Origin of the sequence: Pseudooceanicola antarcticus, assembly GCF_900215355.1 — a bacterium.
GTDB classification, from domain to species: Bacteria; Pseudomonadota; Alphaproteobacteria; order Rhodobacterales; family Rhodobacteraceae; genus Pseudooceanicola; species Pseudooceanicola antarcticus.
The window spans coordinates 558399-579054 of sequence record NZ_OBEA01000002.1 but is presented as its reverse complement, the minus strand read 5'-3'; the positions used below and the strand labels follow the sequence as shown (position 1 = coordinate 579054).

At 66.9% G+C, this 20656-nt stretch carries 15 protein-coding genes; 10 read left to right on the top strand and 5 right to left on the bottom strand.

Annotation, left to right across the window (positions count from 1 at the left end; translation table 11 throughout):
• Positions 1 to 58 precede the first annotated feature (58 nt).
• On the bottom strand, positions 59 to 2335 hold the full coding sequence (locus CRO50_RS07320) for an adenosylcobalamin-dependent ribonucleoside-diphosphate reductase (RefSeq protein WP_097145216.1): 2277 nt from the start codon (positions 2333 to 2335) through the stop codon (positions 59 to 61).
• Between the two features lie 217 nt (positions 2336 to 2552).
• Between CRO50_RS07320 and CRO50_RS07315 the strand changes: the two genes are divergently transcribed.
• A complete protein-coding gene (locus CRO50_RS07315; protein WP_097145370.1) occupies positions 2553 to 2975 on the top strand; it encodes a DUF1489 family protein in 423 nt (140 codons plus the stop codon).
• A 135-nt stretch (positions 2976 to 3110) separates the two neighbouring features.
• Here CRO50_RS07315 and hisG read toward each other — a convergent pair whose 3' ends face one another.
• Genes hisG through hisS form a run of 3 tightly spaced genes read right to left on the bottom strand, consistent with a single transcriptional unit; the run spans position 3111 to position 6421 of the window.
• Positions 3111 to 3806, bottom strand: a complete 696-nt coding sequence (gene hisG, locus CRO50_RS07310; protein WP_097145215.1) for an ATP phosphoribosyltransferase — start codon at positions 3804 to 3806, stop codon at positions 3111 to 3113.
• Positions 3797 to 4912, bottom strand: coding sequence for an ATP phosphoribosyltransferase regulatory subunit (locus tag CRO50_RS07305; protein ID WP_232617737.1), 1116 nt, complete (start codon positions 4910 to 4912; stop codon positions 3797 to 3799). The genes hisG and CRO50_RS07305 overlap by 10 nt, the downstream gene beginning before the upstream one ends.
• 3 nt (positions 4913 to 4915) lie before the next feature.
• Positions 4916 to 6421 carry a histidine--tRNA ligase gene (gene hisS / locus CRO50_RS07300; RefSeq protein ID WP_097145214.1) on the bottom strand — a complete coding sequence of 502 codons (1506 nt, stop codon included), beginning with the start codon at positions 6419 to 6421 and terminating at the stop codon, positions 4916 to 4918.
• 191 nt (positions 6422 to 6612) lie between these two features.
• Between hisS and CRO50_RS07295 the strand changes: the two genes are divergently transcribed.
• Positions 6613 to 6807, top strand: a complete 195-nt coding sequence (locus CRO50_RS07295; protein ID WP_097145213.1) for a SlyX family protein — start codon at positions 6613 to 6615, stop codon at positions 6805 to 6807.
• An 81-nt stretch (positions 6808 to 6888) separates the two neighbouring features.
• Here CRO50_RS07295 and dnaE read toward each other — a convergent pair whose 3' ends face one another.
• Complete coding sequence (gene dnaE / locus CRO50_RS07290; RefSeq protein WP_097145212.1) at positions 6889 to 10398, bottom strand: DNA polymerase III subunit alpha; 3510 nt, start codon at positions 10396 to 10398, stop codon at positions 6889 to 6891.
• A 98-nt stretch (positions 10399 to 10496) separates the two neighbouring features.
• On the opposite strand from dnaE, the gene CRO50_RS07285 reads away from it, so the two are divergent.
• From CRO50_RS07285 to CRO50_RS07250, 8 genes are all read left to right on the top strand, one after another.
• A complete protein-coding gene (locus tag CRO50_RS07285; RefSeq protein WP_097145211.1) occupies positions 10497 to 10961 on the top strand; it encodes an SRPBCC family protein in 465 nt (154 codons plus the stop codon).
• 157 nt (positions 10962 to 11118) lie between these two features.
• Entirely contained in the window at positions 11119 to 12501 is a 1383-nt protein-coding gene (gene xdhA / locus CRO50_RS07280; protein ID WP_097145210.1) for a xanthine dehydrogenase small subunit, read from the top strand.
• Positions 12498 to 14924 carry a xanthine dehydrogenase molybdopterin binding subunit gene (gene xdhB, locus CRO50_RS07275; RefSeq protein WP_097145209.1) on the top strand — a complete coding sequence of 809 codons (2427 nt, stop codon included), beginning with the start codon at positions 12498 to 12500 and terminating at the stop codon, positions 14922 to 14924. The genes xdhA and xdhB overlap by 4 nt, the downstream gene beginning before the upstream one ends.
• Positions 14917 to 15867, top strand: a complete 951-nt coding sequence (gene xdhC / locus CRO50_RS07270; RefSeq protein ID WP_097145208.1) for a xanthine dehydrogenase accessory protein XdhC — start codon at positions 14917 to 14919, stop codon at positions 15865 to 15867. The genes xdhB and xdhC overlap by 8 nt, the downstream gene beginning before the upstream one ends.
• Entirely contained in the window at positions 15867 to 17381 is a 1515-nt protein-coding gene (locus tag CRO50_RS07265; protein ID WP_097145207.1) for an ABC transporter ATP-binding protein, read from the top strand. Before xdhC ends, CRO50_RS07265 begins: the two co-directional genes overlap by 1 nt.
• A gap of 105 nt (positions 17382 to 17486) precedes the next feature.
• Positions 17487 to 18569 carry an ABC transporter permease gene (locus tag CRO50_RS07260; protein ID WP_097145206.1) on the top strand — a complete coding sequence of 361 codons (1083 nt, stop codon included), beginning with the start codon at positions 17487 to 17489 and terminating at the stop codon, positions 18567 to 18569.
• Complete coding sequence (locus CRO50_RS07255) at positions 18569 to 19489, top strand: ABC transporter permease (RefSeq protein ID WP_097145205.1); 921 nt, start codon at positions 18569 to 18571, stop codon at positions 19487 to 19489. Before CRO50_RS07260 ends, CRO50_RS07255 begins: the two co-directional genes overlap by 1 nt.
• Before the next feature lie 54 nt (positions 19490 to 19543).
• Complete coding sequence (locus CRO50_RS07250) at positions 19544 to 20638, top strand: BMP family ABC transporter substrate-binding protein (RefSeq protein ID WP_097145204.1); 1095 nt, start codon at positions 19544 to 19546, stop codon at positions 20636 to 20638.
• The last annotated feature ends 18 nt before the right edge of the window (positions 20639 to 20656 follow it).

Sequence of the window (20656 nt, the reverse complement as noted above, 5' to 3'; positions counted from 1 at the left end):
CAAGAAAAACGCCGGAGGAACCCCCCGGCGTTTGCTTCATTCGCTCTTCAGCCCGGCCTCAGCCGCACTTGCTGTGGCCGCAGGAGGTGCAGGTCATGCAGCCCTCGACCATCGCCAGCGTGTATTGACCGCAAGACGGGCAGGCCTTGCCGCGCTTCTGGGTGCTGCTCTCGAGGCCAACCACCTTCGCGGCAGGGTCGGTCTTCAGGCCCAGGCCTTCGCTCTCGATGAAGCCCGTCTCGATCATATGGGTCTCGATCACGCCGCCGATGGCCGCGAGGATCGAGGGGATGTACTTGCCCTTGATCCAGGCACCGCCGCGCGGGTCGAAGACGGCCTTCAGCTCTTCCACCACGAAGCTCACGTCTCCGCCACGGCGGAACACGGCAGAAACCATGCGCGTCAGCGCCACGGTCCAGGCGTAGTGCTCCATGTTCTTCGAGTTGATGAAGACCTCGAAGGGACGGCGATGGCCGCCGATCACCACGTCGTTGATGGTGATGTAGATGGCGTGCTCGCTGTCGGGCCACTTCAGCTTGTAGGTATTGCCTTCCAGCGCCGCCGGGCGGTCCAGCGGTTCGGACATGTAGACCACCTCGCCCCCCTCTTCGGGCATGGCGGGCTTGGCCTCTTCCTTGGTCTCCTCGACCGACAGGACCGAGCCGGTGATGTCGTTGGGACGGTAGGTGGTGCAGCCCTTGCAGCCGGTCTCGTAGGCTTCCATGTAGACGTCCTTAAAGGACTCGAAGTCGATGTCCTCGGGGCAGTTGATGGTCTTCGAGATCGAGCTGTCGACCCACTTCTGCGCCGCCGCCTGCATCTTGACGTGGGCCATCGGCTCCAGCGTCTGGGCGTTGACGAAGTAGTCGGGAAGGGGCGCGTCGCCCTTCAGCTCCTTCCACATCTGCACGGCGTAATCGACGACCTTTTCCTCGGTGCGCGAGCCGTCCTTCTGCAGAACCTTGCGGGTGTATTCATAGGCGAAGACCGGCTCGATGCCCGAGCTGACGTTACCCGCGTAGAGCGAGATCGTGCCCGTGGGTGCGATCGAGGTCAGCAGGGCGTTGCGGATGCCGTGCTCGGCCACTTCGGCGCGCACGTCCTCGTCCATCATCTGCATGGTGCCCGAGGCCAGGTACTTCTCGCGGTCGAAGAGCGGGAAGGCCCCCTTCTCTTTCGCCAGGTCGACCGAGGCCAAGTAGGAGCTGCGAGCGATGGCGCGCAGCCAGGCTTCGGTCTGGGCGGCGGCCTCGTCGGAGCCATAGCGCAGGCCCAGCATCAGCAGGGCGTCGGCCAGGCCGGTGACACCCAGGCCGATACGGCGCTTGGCTTCGGCCTCACGCGCCTGGGCCTCAAGAGGGAAGCCCGAGGCATCGACGGTGTTGTCCATCATGCGGATCGCGGTGCGCACCAGCTTGTCCAGCGCCTCGGCGTCAAGCTGGGCGTTCTCGGTGAAGGGATCGGTGACCAGGCGCGCCAGGTTGACCGAGCCCAGCAGGCAGGCGCCATAGGGCGGCAGGGGCTGCTCGCCACAGGGGTTGGTGGCGGCGATGGTCTCGCAATAGGCCAGGTTGTTGGCCTTGTTGATACGGTCGATGAAGATCACGCCCGGCTCGGCGTAATCATAGGTCGCCTGCATGATCTTGTTCCACAGGTCACGGGCCTGCAGCGTGTGGTAGACCTTGCCGTCGAAGACCAGCTCCCAGGGGCCATCGGCCTTGACCGCTTCCATGAAGGGATCGGTGACCAGCACGGACATGTTGAACATGCGCAGGCGGGCCGGGTCGGACTTGGCTTCGATGAACTGCTCGATATCGGGGTGGTCGCAGCGCATGGTGGCCATCATCGCACCGCGGCGCGAGCCGGCGGACATGATGGTGCGGCACATGGCGTCCCAGACATCCATGAAGCTGAGCGGACCCGAGGCATCCGCCGCCACGCCCTTCACATCCGCGCCGCGCGGGCGGATGGTCGAGAAGTCATAGCCGATGCCACCGCCCTGCTGCATGGTCAGAGCGGCTTCCTTCAGCATGTCGAAGATGCCGCCCATGGCGTCGGGCACGGTGCCCATGACGAAACAGTTGAACAGCGTCACCTTGCGGTCGGTCCCGGCACCGGCGGTGATCCGGCCGGCGGGCAGGAACTTGAAGTCCTCCAGGGCACCGAAGAAGACCTCTTCCCAGTGATCCTTGTCCTTTTCGACCGAGGCGAGCGCTCGGGCAATGCGGCGCCAGCTATCCTCGACCGAGCGGTCGATCGGCGTCCCGTCGGCCTGCTTGAAACGGTATTTCATGTCCCAGACTTGTTCGGCGATCGGGGCGGCAAAGCGGCTCATCAAGTTCCCTTTCCGGGTGGCGGAGGTCGTGTGAAGATACTAATGGTTTCCCCTGTCCGGCGCGACCTTATTCCTGGATGAATATCCAGGAGAGAGACTTGCCGAACTGGCGGGGCGGACCACCTGTCCTAAAGGGCTTCCCTGGTCCACGCAACCAGATTATACCATATCTAGCCCGGAAATACGACATCTACACTACCCATAGGGAATGCCCATCATGCCCCTTCACCTGGTAAAGCTTTCTGTCGGCACGGAATCCGTCGAGGATCTGGCCGCATGGCAGGCCAATCGGATCGCCCAGACCGGCGAGGCACCGCGCCACGTCACCCGCATGTGGCCCAAGCGCGAGGCAGAGATTCTGGACGGGGGCAGCATCTACTGGGTGATCAAGGGACAGATCCAGGCCCGCCAGCGCATCGTGGCGCTGGAGGAGATCGACCATGGCGACGGCATCCGCCGCTGCGCCATCGTTCTGCACCCGGTGGTGACCCGCGTCGCCCCCAGCCAGAAGCGTCCCTTCCAGGGCTGGCGCTACCTCAAGCCCGAGGACGCCCCGCGCGACCTGCCCGCTCAGCGCAAGAACGACGACAGCCTGCCGCCGGAGCTCGACGCCGCGCTGGCCGAGATCGGCGTCATCTGAATCTCAGGCGGCGGGTCCGGTTTCAGCCGGGCACCGTGCCGGATGATTCGGACTTCCGAACCTCGGGTGCGGCATGCAAAGGCCCCCTCTGCTGGGCAGAGAGGGCCTTGGTCACGGTGCAGATCCAACCCGCGCTCAGTCCAGGTCCAGCCGCTCCAGAAGCTCGGCCAGGGTGGCACGTTCGGCCTCGGTCAGCTCGGCGCGGCGCGAACGGAAGAGCGTCGCCTGGCTTTTCAGCACCAGCGCATCCGAGAGGATCTTCAGGTGATTGGCGCGCAGGGTCTCGCCGGTCGAGGTGATGTCGGCGACGGCCTCGGCGGTCTCGTTCTTGATCGTGCCCTCGGTCGCGCCCTGGCTGTCGACCAGCTGGTAGTCGGCCACCCCGTGCGAGCGCAGGTAGTCGCGCACCAGGCGATGGTACTTGGTGGCGATGCGCAGGCGGATGCCATGGGTGCGGCGGAAGGCGGCGGCGGCCTCGTCGAGGTCGTCCAGCGTCTCGACGTCGACCCAGAGCTGCGGCACGGCGATGATAAGGTCGGCGTGGCCGAAGCCCAGCTCGGCCAGTTCCTCGACCCGCTGGTCCCACTGGCCCAGCTTCTCGCGCACCAGGTCGGTGCCGGTGACGCCCAGGTGGATGCGCCCGGCGTTCAGCTCGCGCGGGATCTCGCCCGCCGAGAGCAGCACCAGCTCGACCCCCTCGATCCCCTCGACCCGGCCCGCGTATTCACGATCCGATCCGGCCCGGCCCAGGGTCACGCCCCGAGCTCCGAACCAGTCGAAGGTCTTTTCCATCAGCCGCCCCTTGGACGGCACGCCCAGCTTCAGGCCCATAGACCGTCCTCCAGTTCGACCATCAGGCCGGGGCGCAGGATGCCACCCACGGCGGGGATGCCCTGCGGCTTGCCGACGGCCCGGCCCAGTTCGCGGGTCAGCGCGTCATAGCGTCCCCCCGAGGCCACGGCGGGCAGATCGGGGCGGCGTTCGACCACGAAGCCAAAGACGAAGCCGTCGTAGTATTCCATGTGGGTGCGCCCGTAGGTCGCCTCGAACTCCAGCGCCTCGACATTGACGCCCCTGGCCGAAAGCGCCTGAGACCGCCGCGCCAGCCGCTCGACCGCGCCCGAGATCGGCGCCAGGTCGACGGCGATGTCGCGCAGCCGTTCCAGCGCGTAGGGCAGGGTTTCGCGGACCTTGAGGATCGCCTCGATCAGCTCCACCTCTGCCTCGGGCACCGGATCGGCGGCGGCATCGGCGCGCAGCGCTTCCAGCCGGGCCTCGACCTCGGCGCGCGAGCGCAGGCCGATCTCGGGGCCGGCCTCGGCGAAGGGATCGGCCTGTTCCAGCAGAGCCGTGCGGGTGGCGGGCTGCGGCGTGCGACCGGCGAAACGATCCAGCAGCTGCTTGAAGCGCGCCGGCCGCCAGAGGTGGCGGCGCAGGGCGCGCTTGCGGGCCTCGGTGGTGTTCAGCCCATCCACGGCGGCCATGAGGATGCCGATGTCGCCGGTGGTGGCCTTCAGGCCAAGCGGGGCCACGGCGTGTTGCAGCCGGGCGAAGACCTCGGCATCGGCGGCTTCGGGGTCGGAGCCGTCGAAGATCTCGAAACCCACCTGCAGGTACTCGTTGGTGCGCGCCTCGTCCTCTTCCTGGCGGCGGAAGACCTCGCCCGCGTAGGTGTAGCGGGCCGGTTCGGCGCCGCCTTCCATGTGCATCTGCACCACGGGAACGGTGAAGTCGGGGCGCAGCATCTGCTCGCCCCGGAGCGCGTCGAAGGTGGTATAGGCGCGGGCGCGCAGGTCCTCTCCGTAGAGATCCAGCAGCGCCTCGGCCGAGACCAGCACCGGCGCCTCGACCACGGCGGCGCCCGCCTGTTCAAAGCCCGCGCGCAGCAGGGCCGCCCGGCTTCTCACTCGGGCCCGGTCAGGCAATGTGTTGACCATGGCTCAGGCCCCTTCCCCGTCGGGCGCGGACTGGCTGGCAAGGATCTCGTGGATCTTCGCCACCATCTGGTCGCGCGGCACCTCGAACTGCGAGGGGCGCTCTTTCCATTCCTCAAGCGTCGCGTTTTCGGCGATCTTGGCGCCCAGGATCAGGTCCTTCAGCTGCACCACGCCGCGCGCCTTCTCGTCCTCGCCCTCGATGACGGCGATGGGAGAGTTGCGCTTGTCCGCGTATTTCAGCTGGTTGCCGAAGTTCTTCGGGTTGCCCAGGTAGACCTCGGCGCGGATGCCTTCGCGGCGCAGCTCTCCGACGATGGCCTGGTAGTCAGCCATGCGGGCCTTGTCCATCACGGTGACGACCACGGGGCCCTCGGCATTGCCGCCAAGACGCCCCTTGGCATGCAGCGCCGCCAGCAGGCGGTCGACGCCGATCGAGATGCCGGTCGCGGGCACTTCCTGCCCGGTGAAGCGCTTGACCAGACCGTCGTAGCGACCGCCACCCGAGACCGAGCCGAACTGCCGCTTGCGGCCTTTCTCGTCGAGGATCTCGAAGGTGAGCTCGGCCTCGAAGACCGGGCCGGTGTAGTAGCCGAGGCCACGCACCACCGAAGGGTCGATGACGATGCGGTCGGCGCCATAGCCCTGCGCTTCCAGCAGGCTGGCAATCTCTTCCAACTCGTCAACGCCTTCGGCCCCCACGGCAGAGCCGCCGACGGCGGCGCGCAGGTTGGCCAGGGTCTCGGAGACCGTCTCGCCCTTGGATGTCAGGAAGGCCAGCACAGGCTCGGCCTGCGCCTCATCAAGCCCCACGCCGTCGATATAGGCGCCCGAGGCGTCCAGACGGCCCTTGCCAAGCAGCTGGCGCACGCCCTCTTCACCGACCTTGTCGAACTTGTCGATGGTACGCAGCACGTCGGCGGCCTGGGCCTCGTCGGTGACGCCCATGGCCTCAAGGACGCCGTTCAGCACCTTCCGGTTGTTGACCCGGATGATGTAGTCGCCACGCGGGATGCCGACCTCTTCGAGGCAATCCGACAGCATGGCGCAGATCTCGGCATCGGCGGCGACCGAGGCAGAGCCCACGGTGTCGGCGTCGCACTGGTAGAACTGGCGGAAGCGACCCGGGCCGGGCTTCTCGTTGCGCCAGACGGGGCCCATGGCGAAGCGGCGGTAGGGCGTCGGCAGGTCGTTGCGGTGCTGGGCGTAGACGCGGGCCAGCGGCGCGGTCAGATCATAGCGCAGGGCCAGCCAGTCACCGTTGTCCTTCTCGTCGAATTCCTGCCAGGCGAAGACACCCTCGTTCGGGCGGTCCACGTCGGGCAGGAACTTGCCAAGCGCCTCTACGGTTTCGACGGCCGAGCTTTCCAGCGCCTCGAAGCCATAACGATGGTAGACGGCGGCAATCTTTGCCAGCATTTCCGTCCGTTCCGTCACCTCGGTCCCGAAATAATCGCGGAAGCCCTTGGGGGTCTCCGCCTTGGGACGCGGGGTCTTCTTCACCTTGGCCATCGTTTTCCCTCGCGTTTCATCGCGCGAGCGGCATAGCCCATGGGCGGAAGGGGGGCAAGCGCAGCCCGCGCCCCCTGCCCTTGCCCTTCGCCGCAGTTTCCCTTAGCGCCGCCCCACATACGTGCTAGGATCACGCATCCCGAAAGTGGGACCTTCTGCGTATTTGGTTTGATGATTTGGAAGGAGACCTCATGAGCGCCCTGGAAGAAAAGATCGCGCATCTGACACGGACCGTGGACGACTTGTCGGACATGATCGCGCGTCAGCAGGGAGAGATCATGATGCTGACCCGACGCGTGCAGATGCTGATGGAGCGCGAGGCCGAGCGCGAAGCCGCCTCGGGCACTGGCATCTTCATGGGCGACGAGCGCCCGCCGCACTACTGAGACAGCGCCTGCGGGCCAACCTCCCTCGGGCCGACCTCCCTTGGGCCGGCCTTTTACAGGCCAGCCCCTGTGCCCTTCGGCTCAGACCTCTTCCACCGCCAGCACCCCCGGCAGCGACTTGATCGCGCCTTTCACCTGCGGGGTGACGGGGAATTCGGCGTGGGCGTCGATCTCGACCTCGCCGGGCAGGGCCGGGTCCATGAGGCAGAAGTGGATGGGGCCCTTGGCCACCCCGCGCACCGTCTCGGCGGTGCCTTCCAGCACCGTGGCGACCGAGGGGATGGCCCCGACCTCTTCGACGAAGATCTTCAGCCCCATGGCGCCCGCATCGGCCACCACCCCGTCCATCGGCGCGATGGAGCGGGCGAGAAGCTTCAACTGATCCGCCTCGACGTTGGCTTCCACCGTCAGCACCACCTTCGAGCCGTTCTCGAGGAACTCGCGGGATTTCTCCAGCGTCTCCGAGAAGATCGTCACCTCGTAGGCCCCCGTCGGGTCCGAGAGCTGGGCGAAGGCGAAACGGTTGCCGCGCGCCGACTTGCGCTCCTGCCGGCCCGTGACGATGCCCGCCAGCTTGGCGATGACGGGGCTGTCCATGGCCTGCTTGTGCACCTCGTCCAGGGTCTTCACCTGCTTGCGGCGCAGGGCCCCCATGTAGTCGTCCAGCGGATGGCCCGAGAGGTAGAAACCGATGGCCTTGAATTCTTCCGCCAGCCGCTCGGCGGGCATCCAGTCGTTGACCGGCGCCAGGCGCGGCTCGGGCAGATCATCGCCCGCCTCGCCGAAGAGAGACACCTGGTTGGAGTTCTTCTGTTCCCAGAAGGCGGCGGAATAGCTGACCAGCGCTTCCAGTGAGTCGAAGACCTTGCGGCGGTTGCGGTCGAGCTCGTCGAAGGCTCCGGCGCGGGCCAGCATCTCGAGTGGGCGCTTGCCGACCTTCTTCAGCTCGACCCGGCGGGCCACGTCGAAGAGCGTGGCGAAGGGCTTGTCCTGGCCGTCGACGCGGCGGCCCTCCTCGACCAGTTTCATCGCCTCCAGGCCGACGTTCTTCAGCGCGCCCAGGCCATAGACCAGCGCGCCGTCGACCACCTTGAACTGCGCGTTCGAGCGGTTCACGCAGGGCGGCACGTAGGGCAGCCCGAGGCCCTTCTTCACTTCCTGGAAGTAGACCGTCAGCTTTTCCGTCAGGTGGATATCGCAGTTCATGACCCCGGCCATGAACTCCACCGGGTGGTTGGCCTTCAGCCAGGCGGTGTAATAGCTGACCACGGCATAGGCGGCAGCGTGGGACTTGTTGAAGCCGTAGTTGGCGAATTTCTCGAGCAGGTCGAAGACCTCGGAGGCCTTCTTCTTGTCGACCCCGTTCTTGGCCGCACCGGCCTCGAACTTGGGACGTTCGGCGTCCATCGCCTCCTTGATCTTCTTGCCCATGGCGCGGCGCAGCAGGTCGGCGCCGCCAAGCGAGTAGCCCGCCATGACCTGGGCAATCTGCATCACCTGTTCCTGGTAGACGATGATGCCCTGGGTCTCGGCCAGGATGTGGTCGATCGACTCGTGCACCGAGGTGATCTCGCGCAGCCCGTTCTTGACCTCGCAATAGACCGGGATGTTCTCCATCGGGCCGGGACGGTAGAGCGCCACGAGGGCCACGATGTCCTCGATGCAGGTCGGTTTCATCTGCTTCAGAGCGTCCATCATGCCGGTGGATTCCACCTGGAACACGGCGACGGTCTTGGCGCGGGCGTAAAGCTTGTAGGTCTTCTCGTCGTCCAGCGGGATCAGGTTGATCTGGTTCTCGCCGCCCGGCGTGGGCTCGTAGAGCTGGGTCCCGTCGGCGGCGATATGCAGGTCGCGCCCCGAGGCATGGATCTGCTCGATGGCGTTCTGCACCACGGTCAGGGTCTTCAGGCCGAGGAAGTCGAACTTCACCAGGCCGGCCTGTTCCACCCATTTCATGTTGAACTGCGTCGCCGGCATGTCCGAGCGCGGATCCTGGTAGAGCGGCACCAGCTCATCCGTGGGGCGGTCGGCGATGACCACGCCCGCGGCGTGGGTCGAGGCGTTCCGCAGCAGGCCTTCCACCTGCATGCCGTATTTCAGCAGCCGGTCGACCACCTCTTCGTTGCGCGCCTCCTCGGCCAGGCGCGGCTCGTCCTTCAGGGCCTTCTCGATGGAGACGGGTTTCACCCCCTCCACCGGGATCAGCTTCGACAGCCGGTCGACCTGGCCATAGGGCATCTGCAGCACCCGGCCGATGTCGCGCACGGCGGCCTTGGAGAGCAGCGCACCGAAGGTGATGATCTGCCCCACCCGGTCGCGGCCGTATTTCTCCTGCACGTAGCGGATCACCTCTTCCCGCCTGTCCATGCAGAAGTCGATGTCGAAGTCGGGCATCGACACACGTTCCGGGTTCAGGAAGCGTTCAAACAGCAGGGAGTAGCGCAGCGGATCAAGGTCGGTGATGGTCAGCGCATAGGCCACCAGCGAACCCGCACCCGAGCCCCGCCCCGGCCCCACCGGGATATCATGGTCCTTGGCCCACTGGATGAAGTCGGCAACGATCAGGAAGTAGCCGGGGAAGCCCATGCCCTCGATGATGCCCAGCTCGAAATCCAGCCGCTTCTGGTATTCCTCGACCGACACCGCATGGGGGATCACTGCCAGGCGGGCCTGCAGGCCCTCGTTGGCCTGGCGGCGCAGTTCGGCCACCTCGTCATCGGCGAACTTCGGCAGGATCGGGTCGCGGCGGTAGGTCATGAAGGCGCAGCGGCGCGCGATCTCGACAGTGTTCTCGATCGCCTCGGGCAGGTCGGCAAAGAGCGTCGCCATCTCCTGCGGAGACTTGAAGTAATGCTGTGCGGTCAGCCGGCGGCGCGGCTCCTGCTGGTCGACATAAGAGCCCTCGGCGATACAGATCAGCGCGTCATGGGCCTCGTACATGTCCGGCGTCGGGAAATAGACGTCATTGGTGGCGACGAGCGGCAGCTCCATCGCATAGGCCATCTCGACGAAGCCGCGTTCGGTCAGCTTCTCGGGCTGCGGCAAGCCGCCGTCCTCGGGGTGGCGCTGCAGCTCGACGTAAAGACGATCCGGGTAGATCCCGGCGAAGCGTTGCAGCAGCGCCTGCGCCTCGGGGCGGTGGCCGGTCTGCAGCAGCGCGCCGACGGGGCCATCGGGGCCGCCGGTCAGGCAGATCAGCCCCTCGGAATATTGCTCCAGCTCGTCCATCGTGACTTCCGGCAGCGCGCCGTGCTTGTCCACGTAGAGGCAGGAGTTCAGCTTCATGATGTTTTCGTAGCCGCGCTCGGTCTGCGCCAGCAGCACGATCGGCCCCGAGGGCCGTTGCTTGTCGCCCGGCTGCGGCTGATGCCAGGCCACCGAGACCTGGCAGCCGACGATGGGCTGCACGCCAGCGCCACTGGCGGTCACCGAAAATTCCAGCGCCGAGAAGCAGTTATTGGTATCCGTCACGGCGACGGCGGGCATCTCCATCTTCTCGCAGAGGCCCGGCAGCTTCTTCAGCCGCACGGCCCCTTCCAGAAGGGAGTACTCGGTATGGACGCGGAGGTGGATGAATCGGGGCTCGCTCATTCGACAATGGTATGGTGGGCGCGATGCGGCAACAAGGCCCGCTTGCGGGGCGAGCGCGGCACCGCCATAGTCGCGGGGCAGGCCCCGGAGAACGCCCCATGGACGACACCAAGGACCTGAGGCTCACGCGCCTCATCGCCGCTTCGCCCGCCGCGCTCTGGCGCTGCTGGACCGAGCCGCATCTGCTGTGCCAATGGTTCTCTCCGGCCCCGGTCGAGACCACCGAAGCGGTGATCGAAGCGCGCGCGGGGGGCCGCTTCTTCACCCGCATGCGCCTGCCCGATGGCGACGAGATCGCCTCGGAGGGCTGCATCCTGGCCGCGGCGCCAGGGCAGATGCTGGCCTTCACCGATGCCCTGGGTCCCGGCTTCCGCCCGCAGCCCGACGGTTTCATGACGGCGATCATCTCGTTCAGCCCCGCCGAGGGCGGGACGCGCTATTCGGCAACCGTGCTGCACGGCGACGCCGAGGCGCGCAAACGCCATGAAGACATGGGTTTCCACGAGGGTTGGGGTGCTGCCGCATATCAACTCGCCACATTGGCGAGCAAGATCAAGGCTTAGGCGCAAGCTTCAGAAAGCAGCGGTATACAGGCGGGAAAGGCTTGCCAAGCCCCCGTTCTGCCGCTTTTCTGGGCAGAAGACGGGGAACGCCGTCCCTTCTACGCCGCATCGGAGGGACATCAATGGGCGCAACGGTAAGGCGGCGGTGATAGACAACATGACACTCTCCTTTCAACTGAACGGAGACCGGGTGGACCTCAGCGAGGTCCCTCCGACCATGACCTTGCTCGACTGGCTGCGCATCGAGCGCGGCCTGACCGGCACCAAGGAGGGCTGCAACGAAGGTGATTGCGGCGCCTGCACGGTGATGGTGACCGGCGAGGATGGTCCCAAGGCGCTGAACGCCTGCATTCTTTTCCTGCCGCAGCTCCAGGGGCGCGCGGTGACCACGGTCGAAGGCCTCGCCCCGCCCGAGGGCGGGTTGCACCCGGTGCAGCAGGCGATGGTCGATGAACATGGCTCTCAATGCGGGTTCTGCACGCCGGGCTTCACGGTCTCGATGGCCACGGCCCAGCTCACCGGCGAGACGGATCACGATCTGACGCTGGCCGGCAACCTCTGCCGCTGCACGGGCTATGCGCCGATCATCCGCGCCGCCGAGGCGGCGATGGAGGCCCCCGCACCCGCGCATCTGCCCAAGAGCTTCCAGATGCCCGTGGATGACGCCGGTGCCGAGGCCGAAGGCCTGGCCTTCCAGCCCGAGACAGCCGACGCGCTGGCCACCTGGTACGAGGCCAATCCAGAGGCGACCCTGATTGCCGGGGCCACCGATCTTGGCCTGCATGTCACCAAGGCGATGCGCGACCTCGGACAAACGGCCTTCCTCAACCGCTGCGCCGATCTGAAGGGGATCGAGGTCACGGAGACCGAGATCCGCATCGGCGCCATGGTCACCTGGTCCGAACTGCTGCCCGAGATCGCCCCCCATCACCCCGGCCTGGCTGCCATGCTGCGCCGCTTTGCCTCGGTGCAGGTGCGCAATGCCGCGACCGTGGGGGGGAACATCGCCAATGGCTCTCCGATCGGGGACGGGCCGCCGGCGCTCATCGCACTGGATGCCACGCTGCACCTGAGGAAGGGTGCCACGCGCCGCAGCCTGCCGCTGGAGGAGTTCTTCCTCGACTACGGCAAGCAGGACCGCGCGCCGGGCGAGTTCGTCGAGGCCGTGTCCATCCCGCGCCAGCCCGACCGGCTGGCCTGCTACAAGCTGTCGAAACGCTTCGACCAGGATATCTCGGCAGTCTGCGGCTGTTTCTCGATCACCGTTTCGGCGGGCACCGTCACCGGCGCCCGCATCGCCTTCGGTGGCATGGCCGGGGTGCCGAAGCGCGCGTCCCACGTCGAGGCGGCGATCATGGGCAAGCCCTGGACGCTGGCCACGCTGGAAGCCGCGGCCGATGAATGGGCCAGGGATTTCACCCCGATGAGCGACATGCGCGCCTCGGCCGAGTACCGCCTGAAGGCGGCCCGCAACATGTTGACCCGCTACCTGCTTGCCGACCTCGGCCAGGACGTGGACGTGCTGGAGGTCGAAGCATGACCGAACAAGTCCGCAAGCCCCTGCCCCATGACAGCGGCCCTCTCCATGTGACCGGACAGGCCCGCTACATCGACGACATCCCCCTGCCCGCCAATACGCTGCATCTGGCCTTCGGCACCTCCAGCGTGGCGCGCGGCACCATCACCTCGATGGATCTCTCCGCCGTGCGGTCCGCCCCCGGTGTGGTCAGGGTACTGCTGGCCGAGGATCTGCCCTTCGCCAATGACGTGGCCTCGGCGCCTGTGCATGACGAGCCGCTGCTGACCAGCTCCCGCGTGAACTACGTCGGCCAGCCGATCTTCCTTGTCGCCGCCACCAGCCATCACGCCGCGCGCCATGCGGCGGCGAAGGCGGTGATCGACTATGCCGAAGAGACGCCGATCCTGACCGTGGACGAGGCGCTGGAGGCCGAGAGCTACATCGAATTCCCGCCGCTGGTCTGGCAGAAGGGCGATGCCGAGGCCGCGATTGCCTCGGCGCCCAAGGTCATCACGGGCCAGATCGAAATGGGCGGGCAGGAACATTTCTACCTGGAAGGCCAGGCCGCGCTGGCGCTGCCGCAGGAAGGCGGCGACGTGCTGGTGAGCTCCTCGACCCAGCACCCGACCGAGATCCAGCACAAGGTGGCCGAGGCCATCGGCAAGCCGATGCATGCCGTCCGCGTCGAGAGCCGCCGCATGGGCGGAGGCTTCGGCGGCAAGGAGAGCCAGGGCAATGCGCTCGCGGTCTCCTGCGCCGTGGTGGCCAGCCTGACCGGCCGGCCGGCCAAAATGCGCTATGACCGCGACGACGACATGCAGATCACCGGCAAGCGCCATGATTTCCGCATCGACTACCGCGTCGGCGTGGACGAGACGGGCCGCATCCTGGGTGTCGACTTCAAGCAATACACCCGCGCCGGCTGGTCCCAGGATCTGACGCTGGCGGTGGCCGACCGCGCCATGCTGCATGCGGACAACGCCTACCTGCTGGAAAACGCCCGCATCGAGAGCCACCGGCTGCGCACCAACATGTGCTCTGCCACCGCCTATCGCGGCTTCGGCGGGCCCCAGGGGGTCGTCGGGATCGAGCGGGTCATCGACCATGTCGCGCATGAGCTGGGCATGGACCCGGTGGCGCTGCGGCGCGTGAACTACTACGCGGATCGCCCGGTCGATGCGGCGGAGGGGGGCTCTGCCCCCCGGCCTGCGGCCTCCCCCCGGAGTACTTCCAGCCCGGTGATGGACTTGGCCTCTCGCGGGGCGGCGGGGGCCTTTCCGGTAGAGGGCAACCCGGTGCCTGCCACCGAGGGCCAGACCACGCCCTATGGCATGAAGGTGGAGGATTTCATCCTGCACCGGATGACCGAGACGCTGCTGGAGCGCAGCGATTACGCGGCGCGGAAAGAGGCCATCGCGGCCTGGAATGCCACCAACCCGGTGCTGAAGAAGGGGCTGGGGTTCAGCCCGGTCAAGTTCGGCATCTCCTTCACGCTGAGCCATCTGAACCAGGCCGGTGCGCTGGTGCATGTCTACCAGGATGGCTCTGTCCACCTGAACCATGGCGGCACCGAGATGGGACAGGGTCTGTTCCAGAAGGTGGCGCAGGTGGCGGCCTCGCGCTTCGGCATCGACATGGGCGACGTGAAGATCACCGCCACCGATACCGCCAAGGTGCCCAATACCTCGGCCACGGCGGCCTCGTCGGGCTCTGACCTGAACGGCATGGCGGTGAAGGCCGCCTGCGACACGATCCGCGACCGCATGGCCGCGGTGGTGGCCGAGCTGCACCAGGTCGCGGTCGAGGAGGTCACCTTCACCGGCGGCAAGGTGCTGGCGGGCGGCAACGAGATGTCCTTCGCCAAGGCGGCGGAGCTGACCTACCAGGCGCAGGTGAGCCTTTCGGCGACCGGGCATTACCGGACCCCGGATCTCAGCTGGGATCGCCTGAAAGGGGCGGGCCGGCCCTTCTTCTACTTCGCCCATGGCGCGGCGCTGACCGAGGTCGTGGTGGATACGCTGACCGGCGAATACCGCATCCTGCGCGCCGATATCCTGCATGATGCGGGCGCCTCGCTGAACCCGGCGCTGGACATCGGCCAGGTGGAAGGCGGCTACGTGCAGGGCGCGGGCTGGCTGACCACCGAGGAGTTGGTCTGGGACGACAAGGGCCGCCTGCGCACCCATGCGCCTTCGACCTACAAGATCCCCGCCTGTTCCGACCGGCCGCGCGTCTTCAATGTCGCCCTCTGGGACGAGCCGAACCCGGCGCAGACCATCTACCGCTCGAAGGCCGTCGGCGAGCCACCCTTCATGCTGGGCATCTCGGCGCTGCTGGCACTGTCGGATGCGGTGGCATCCTGCGGGACGGCCTATCCCGACCTCGACGCGCCGGCCACGCCCGAGCGGGTCCTCGACGCCATCGAGCGCGTCAAACATGCTTGAGACCGAAGCCCTACGCCGCGCCCTGGCGCGGGCGCCCCGCGTGGTGCGGGTGGTGGTCGCGGACACCCGCGGCTCCACCCCGCGCGAGGTCGGGGCCGCGATGCTGGTCGGTGCGGAAGGGCTGCTGCACGGCACCATCGGCGGCGGCACGCTGGAGCATGAGGCAATCGCCCGCGCGCGGGGCCTGGCCCGGCACCCCGGCCCTGACCAGGTGCAGACACAGGCGCTAGGCCCGGATCTGGGCCAGTGCTGCGGCGGCGCGGTGACGCTTTTCCACGAGACCTGGGATGCGGCGAAGCTGGCAGGCGTAGAGGGCGACGTGATCGCCCGCCCCCTGCCCGGCGCGCCCGACGAGATGCCCTTTGCCGTGACGCGCTTGCTGGCTACGGCACGGGCGCAAGGCGTGCCGCCCAAGGCGGGTCTGCACGAGGGCTGGCTGATCGAGCCCCTGGCCCGTCCCGAGCGCGAGCTCTGGATCTGGGGCGCGGGCCACGTGGGGCGGGCGCTGGTTTCGGTCATCGCGCCGCTGCCGGGCCTTGCGATCACCTGGGTCGATACCGCGCCCGAGCGCTTCCCCGACCAGATCCCCGAGGGCGTCACCATGCTGCCCGCCGCCGATCCGGCGCGGCTGATGCCCCATGCGCCCCCCCATGCAGAACACCTGATCCTGACCTATTCGCACCAGCTGGACCTGGCCCTTTGCGACGCCGCCCTCAGGCGCGGTTTCGGCTTTTGCGGCCTCATCGGCTCGGCCAGCAAATGGGCGCGGTTTCGGTCGCGGCTGGCGGCCCTGGGACATGAACCTGCCCGGATTGCGGGCATTTCTTGTCCAATTGGTCAACCGGAACTGGGCAAACACCCGCAGGAGATTGCCGTCGGCGTCGCCTGTGAGCTACTGACAACAACGGCACGCAAAGAGGCCATGGGGGGACGGACAGCGTAATGGGAACGCTTTTGGAAATCGTGGGCCTGACAAAGGCCTATCCGGGTGTCGTGGCCAACGACGACGTCTCCTTCAACATCGGCGATGGCGAGGTTCACGCGCTTCTGGGCGAGAACGGTGCCGGCAAGTCGACCCTGGTCAAGATGATCTATGGCCTGGTCAAGCCGGACCAGGGCGAGATGGTCTTCGGCGGCACGGTCTACGAGCCCTCCGAACCGCAGGAAGCGCGCGCCCGCGGCGTGGCCATGGTGTTCCAGCATTTCAGCCTTTTCGACGCGCTCAACGTGGCCGAGAACGTGGCCCTTGGCATGGCCGAACCGCCGAAGACCGGCGAACTGGCCGAGAAAATCCGCTCGGTTTCCGAACAATACGGGCTGCCGCTGGACCCCTGGCGGCTGGTCGGCGATCTCTCTGCAGGCGAACGCCAGCGGGTCGAGATCATCCGCTGCCTGTTGCAGGACCCCAAGCTGCTGATCATGGACGAGCCCACCTCGGTGCTGACCCCGCAGGAGGTGGAGATCCTCTTTGCCACCCTCAGGAAGCTGAAGGCCGAGGGAACCTCGATCCTCTATATCTCTCACAAGCTGGAAGAGATCCGCAGCCTCTGCGACGAGGCGACGATCCTGCGGCTTGGCAAGAAGGTGGGCACCTGTACCCCGCGCGAGGTGACGGCGGCGCAGATGGCCGAGATGATGGTGGGCAGCGAGCTGCACCGGCCCGAGCGCGAGGCCGCCACCCCCGGTGAGGTACGGCTGGCGCTGAAGGATCTCTCGGTCCCCTCGCCCAGCCAGTTCGGCACCTCGCTGAAGAACATCACGCTGGAAGTCCGCGCGGGCGAGGTTCTGGGCCTTGCCGGTGTCGCGGGCAACGGCCAGGACGAGCTGCTGGCCGCGCTCTCGGGCGAGATCCTCTCGGCCTCCGGCATGGTCTCTCTCGACGGAACGGCGATCGGCAACAAGGGCCCGGCAGAGCGCCGCCGCCGCGGGTTGCTGACCGGCCCCGAGGAGCGCCTGGGCCATGCGGCCGCGCCCAACATGACCCTGACCGAGAACGCCCTGCTGACCGGGGCCGAGCGCGAAGGCATGATGTCGTCCGGTTTCCTGAAATGGGGCAAGGCGCGCGATTTCGCCGCCGCCATCATCGAGCGTTTCGACGTCCGCACGCCGGGCACCGAGACGGCGGCGCGGGCGCTTTCGGGCGGCAACCTGCAGAAGTTCGTCATCGGCCGCGAGGTCATGCAGCGCCCCGAGGTACTGGTGGTCAACCAGCCCACCTGGGGCGTCGATGCGGCTGCGGCCGCGACCATCCGGCAGGCCATCCTGGACCTCGCCGCCGGCGGCGCTGCCGTGGTGGTGATCAGCCAGGACCTGGACGAGCTGATGGAGGTCTCTGACAATTTCGCCGCCCTGAACGAGGGCCGGCTGTCCGAGATCAAGCCCGCCAAGGGCCTGAGCATGGAAGAGATCGGCCTGATGATGGGCGGCGTTCACGGGATGGAGGTGGCCCATGCGTGAGCTGGCACTTCGGGCGCAGCGCCCGGCTTCGACCTCCGCCACCGGCGGGCACACTTTCGGCAAGCTGAATGCCACGGGCCGCGCCCGGATCTTCGGGGGGCAGGCATGATCTATCTCGAGAAACGACCGCAACCGGCCAAGGCGCTGAGCTATTTCACCCCGGTCCTCGCGGTGCTGATCACGATGGTCGCCGGCGGGCTGCTGTTCGCCGTGCTGGGCAAGAACCCGGTCGAGGCGATCCGCACGATCTTCTGGGATCCGGTCTTCGGCGAATTCGCCTTCTACTACCGCCCGCAGCTTCTGGTGAAGGGCGGGCCGCTGATCCTGATCGCGCTTGGCCTCTCGCTTGGCTTCAAGGCCGGCATCTGGAACATCGGCGCCGAGGGCCAGTACATCATGGGCGCTGTTGCCGGTGCCGGTGTGGCCCTTGCGCTTTATCCCCTTGAAGCCTGGTGGATTTTCCCGCTGATGATCATCGCGGGCGCCCTCGGGGGCTGGGCCTGGGCGATGATCCCGGCGCTTCTGAAGGTCAAGTTCGGCACCAACGAGATCCTGGTGTCGCTGATGCTGGTCTACGTGGCCGAGAACTTCCTCAAGGCCATGGCCATCGGCGCGATGAAGAACCCCGAAGGCTTCGGCTTCCCCGGCTCGCGCAACCTGCAGCAATACCCTTCGGCCCATAACACCGAGGTGATCGCCGGGTCGGGCATGCACTGGGGCGTGGCCGCGGCCTTCATCGCCGCGATCATGGGGTACATCCTGCTCAACCGGCACATGCTGGGCTTCCAGATCCGCCTGACCGGAGAGGCCCCCCGCGCGGCGCGCTTCTCGGGCGTGAACCCCGGCCGGCTGGTGCTGTTCTGCATGGGCACGGCGGGCGCGCTGGCAGGGCTTGCCGGCATGTTCGAGGTGGCGGGCCCCGCCGGTCAGATCACCACCGGCTTCAACGTGGGCTATGGCTTCACCGCGATCATCGTGGCCTTCCTGGGCCGGCTGCATCCCTTCGGCATCGTGCTGGCGGGCCTCCTGATGGCGCTGACCTACATCGGCGGCGAGGCGGCACAATCGACGATGCAGCTGCCCGCGGCCGCGATCCAGGTCTTCCAGGGGATGCTGCTGTTCTTCCTGCTGGCCGTCGACGTGCTGACCAACTACCGCATCCGCATCACCCTGGGAGAGGCTGCCTGATGGATATCTCTGCAATCAATCCCGCGCTCCTGCTGGCCTCTCTCATGGTCGCCTCCACCGCCGTGCTGATCGCCGCGATCGGAGAGCTGATCGTCGAGAAGGCAGGCGTTCTGAACCTGGGCGTAGAGGGGATGATGATCACCGGCGCCATCTGCGGCTTCATCGTCGCGGTGACCACCGGATCGCCCCTGCTGGGCTTCGTGGCGGCAGCCTTCGGCGGCGCCGTGCTGTCGATCCTCTTTGCCGTGCTGACCCAGTTCGCGCTGGCAAACCAGGTCGCCTCGGGCCTGGCGCTGACGCTCTTCGGGCTGGGGCTTTCAGCCCTGATGGGGCAAAGCTACGTCGGCATCAAGCCGCCCTCTTCGGCCAAGCTGGACCTGCCGGTGCTGAGCGATCTGCCCTTCTTCGGCAAGGTGCTGTTCAGCCATGACCTGATGGTCTACTTCGGCCTGGCGCTGGTCGCGGCGACCTGGGCCTTCCTGAAGTACTCGCGCGCGGGCCTGATCCTGAAGGCCGTGGGCGAGAACCACGACGCGGCCCATGCGCTTGGCTACAAGGTCATCCGCATCCGCATCATGGCGATCATGTTCGGCGGTGCCTGCGCGGGCCTTGGCGGCGCCTACATCAGCCTGATCCGGGTGCCGCAATGGACCGAGGGCATGACCGGCGGCGTGGGCTGGATCGCGCTGGCGCTGGTGGTCTTCGCCAGCTGGAAACCCTGGCGGGTGCTGCTTGGCGCCTGGCTGTTCGGCGGCGTCACCGTGCTGCAGCTGAACCTGCAGGCCGCAGGGATTGCCATCCCGGCCGAGTATCTTTCAATGTCGCCCTATCTGATCACCATCCTCGTGCTGGTCATCATGTCCTTCGATCGCAGCGGGGCGCCCGCCTCGCTGGGTCGCACCTTCCATGCCTCGCAGTGAGGCCTGGCAACATCACGCCCCCAAGGGGCAAAACCAAGTCAATGGGAGATTGATATGCTTCTGAAAAAACGGACTTTCCTGGCAGGCGCCGCAACCGTCGCCGCGCTGACCGCGCTCAGCACCGGTGCCGCCCTGGCGCAGGACAAGACCAAGGTCGGCTTCGTCTACGTCGGCCCGATCAACGATGGCGGCTGGACCCAGCACCACCATGAATCCGCGCTGAAGATGGTCGAGGCCATCGGCGAGGACAAGGTCGAGCTGGTCTACCAGGAGAACGTGCCCGAAGGTCCCGACAGCGAACGCGCGATGACCCAGATGGCCCTGCAGGGTGCCGACATCATCTTCTCGACCTCCTTCGGCTACATGGACCCGACCCTGAACGTCGCGGGCAAGTTCCCGGACGTGAAGTTCGAGCACGCCACCGGCTACAAGACCGCCGACAACATGTCCGCCTACTCGGCCCGCTTCTACGAAGGCCGCGCCGTGCAGGGCACCATCGCCGGTCACATGACCAAGTCGAACATCATCGGCTACATCGCCTCGGTTCCGATCCCGGAAGTCGTGCGCGGCATCAACTCGGCCTACCTGCACGCCAAGAAGGTGAACCCGGACGTCGAGTTCAAGATCATCTGGCTCTACACCTGGATGGACCCGGCCAAGGAAGCTGACGCGGCCAAGACCCTGATCGACCAGGGCGCGGACGTGATCCTGCAGCACACCGACTCCACCGCGCCCCTGGCAGCCGCCAAGGAAGCCGGCGGCGTCATCGGCTTCGGCCAGGCAGGCGACATGGCCGAATACGGCCCCTCGCCGCGCGTCTCCTCGATCATCGACAACTGGGAGCCCTACTACACCTCCCGCGTCGAAGCGGTCATGGACGGCACCTGGGAAAGCCATTCGGTCTGGGAAGGCATCGACACCGGCATGGTCGGCATCGGCGAGATCTCGGACGTGGTCCCCGAGGACGTGAAGGCAGAGGCCCTGGCCATCAAGGACGCCATCGCCGCGGGTGAGTACCACCCCTTCACCGGCCCGATCAACAAGCAGGACGGCACCCCCTGGCTGGCCGAAGGCGAAGTGGCAGATGACGGCACCCTGGCCGGCATGATGTTCTACGTCGAAGGCATCGAAGGCTCCGTGCCCCAGTAAGCCGTGCCCCAGTAAGCC

What these genes read in the sequence shown, in the direction of transcription:
- CRO50_RS07320 (WP_097145216.1), bottom strand. Translation starts at nt 2,335, where the DNA reads ATGAGCCGCTTTGCCGCCCCGATCGCCGAACAAGTCTGGGACATGAAA.
- CRO50_RS07315 (WP_097145370.1), top strand. Translation starts at nt 2,553, where the DNA reads ATGCCCCTTCACCTGGTAAAGCTTTCTGTCGGCACGGAATCCGTCGAG.
- hisG (WP_097145215.1), bottom strand. Translation starts at nt 3,806, where the DNA reads ATGGGCCTGAAGCTGGGCGTGCCGTCCAAGGGGCGGCTGATGGAAAAG.
- CRO50_RS07305 (WP_232617737.1), bottom strand. Translation starts at nt 4,912, where the DNA reads ATGGTCAACACATTGCCTGACCGGGCCCGAGTGAGAAGCCGGGCGGCC.
- hisS (WP_097145214.1), bottom strand. Translation starts at nt 6,421, where the DNA reads ATGGCCAAGGTGAAGAAGACCCCGCGTCCCAAGGCGGAGACCCCCAAG.
- CRO50_RS07295 (WP_097145213.1), top strand. Translation starts at nt 6,613, where the DNA reads ATGAGCGCCCTGGAAGAAAAGATCGCGCATCTGACACGGACCGTGGAC.
- dnaE (WP_097145212.1), bottom strand. Translation starts at nt 10,398, where the DNA reads ATGAGCGAGCCCCGATTCATCCACCTCCGCGTCCATACCGAGTACTCC.
- CRO50_RS07285 (WP_097145211.1), top strand. Translation starts at nt 10,497, where the DNA reads ATGGACGACACCAAGGACCTGAGGCTCACGCGCCTCATCGCCGCTTCG.
- xdhA (WP_097145210.1), top strand. Translation starts at nt 11,119, where the DNA reads ATGACACTCTCCTTTCAACTGAACGGAGACCGGGTGGACCTCAGCGAG.
- xdhB (WP_097145209.1), top strand. Translation starts at nt 12,498, where the DNA reads ATGACCGAACAAGTCCGCAAGCCCCTGCCCCATGACAGCGGCCCTCTC.
- xdhC (WP_097145208.1), top strand. Translation starts at nt 14,917, where the DNA reads ATGCTTGAGACCGAAGCCCTACGCCGCGCCCTGGCGCGGGCGCCCCGC.
- CRO50_RS07265 (WP_097145207.1), top strand. Translation starts at nt 15,867, where the DNA reads ATGGGAACGCTTTTGGAAATCGTGGGCCTGACAAAGGCCTATCCGGGT.
- CRO50_RS07260 (WP_097145206.1), top strand. Translation starts at nt 17,487, where the DNA reads ATGATCTATCTCGAGAAACGACCGCAACCGGCCAAGGCGCTGAGCTAT.
- CRO50_RS07255 (WP_097145205.1), top strand. Translation starts at nt 18,569, where the DNA reads ATGGATATCTCTGCAATCAATCCCGCGCTCCTGCTGGCCTCTCTCATG.
- CRO50_RS07250 (WP_097145204.1), top strand. Translation starts at nt 19,544, where the DNA reads ATGCTTCTGAAAAAACGGACTTTCCTGGCAGGCGCCGCAACCGTCGCC.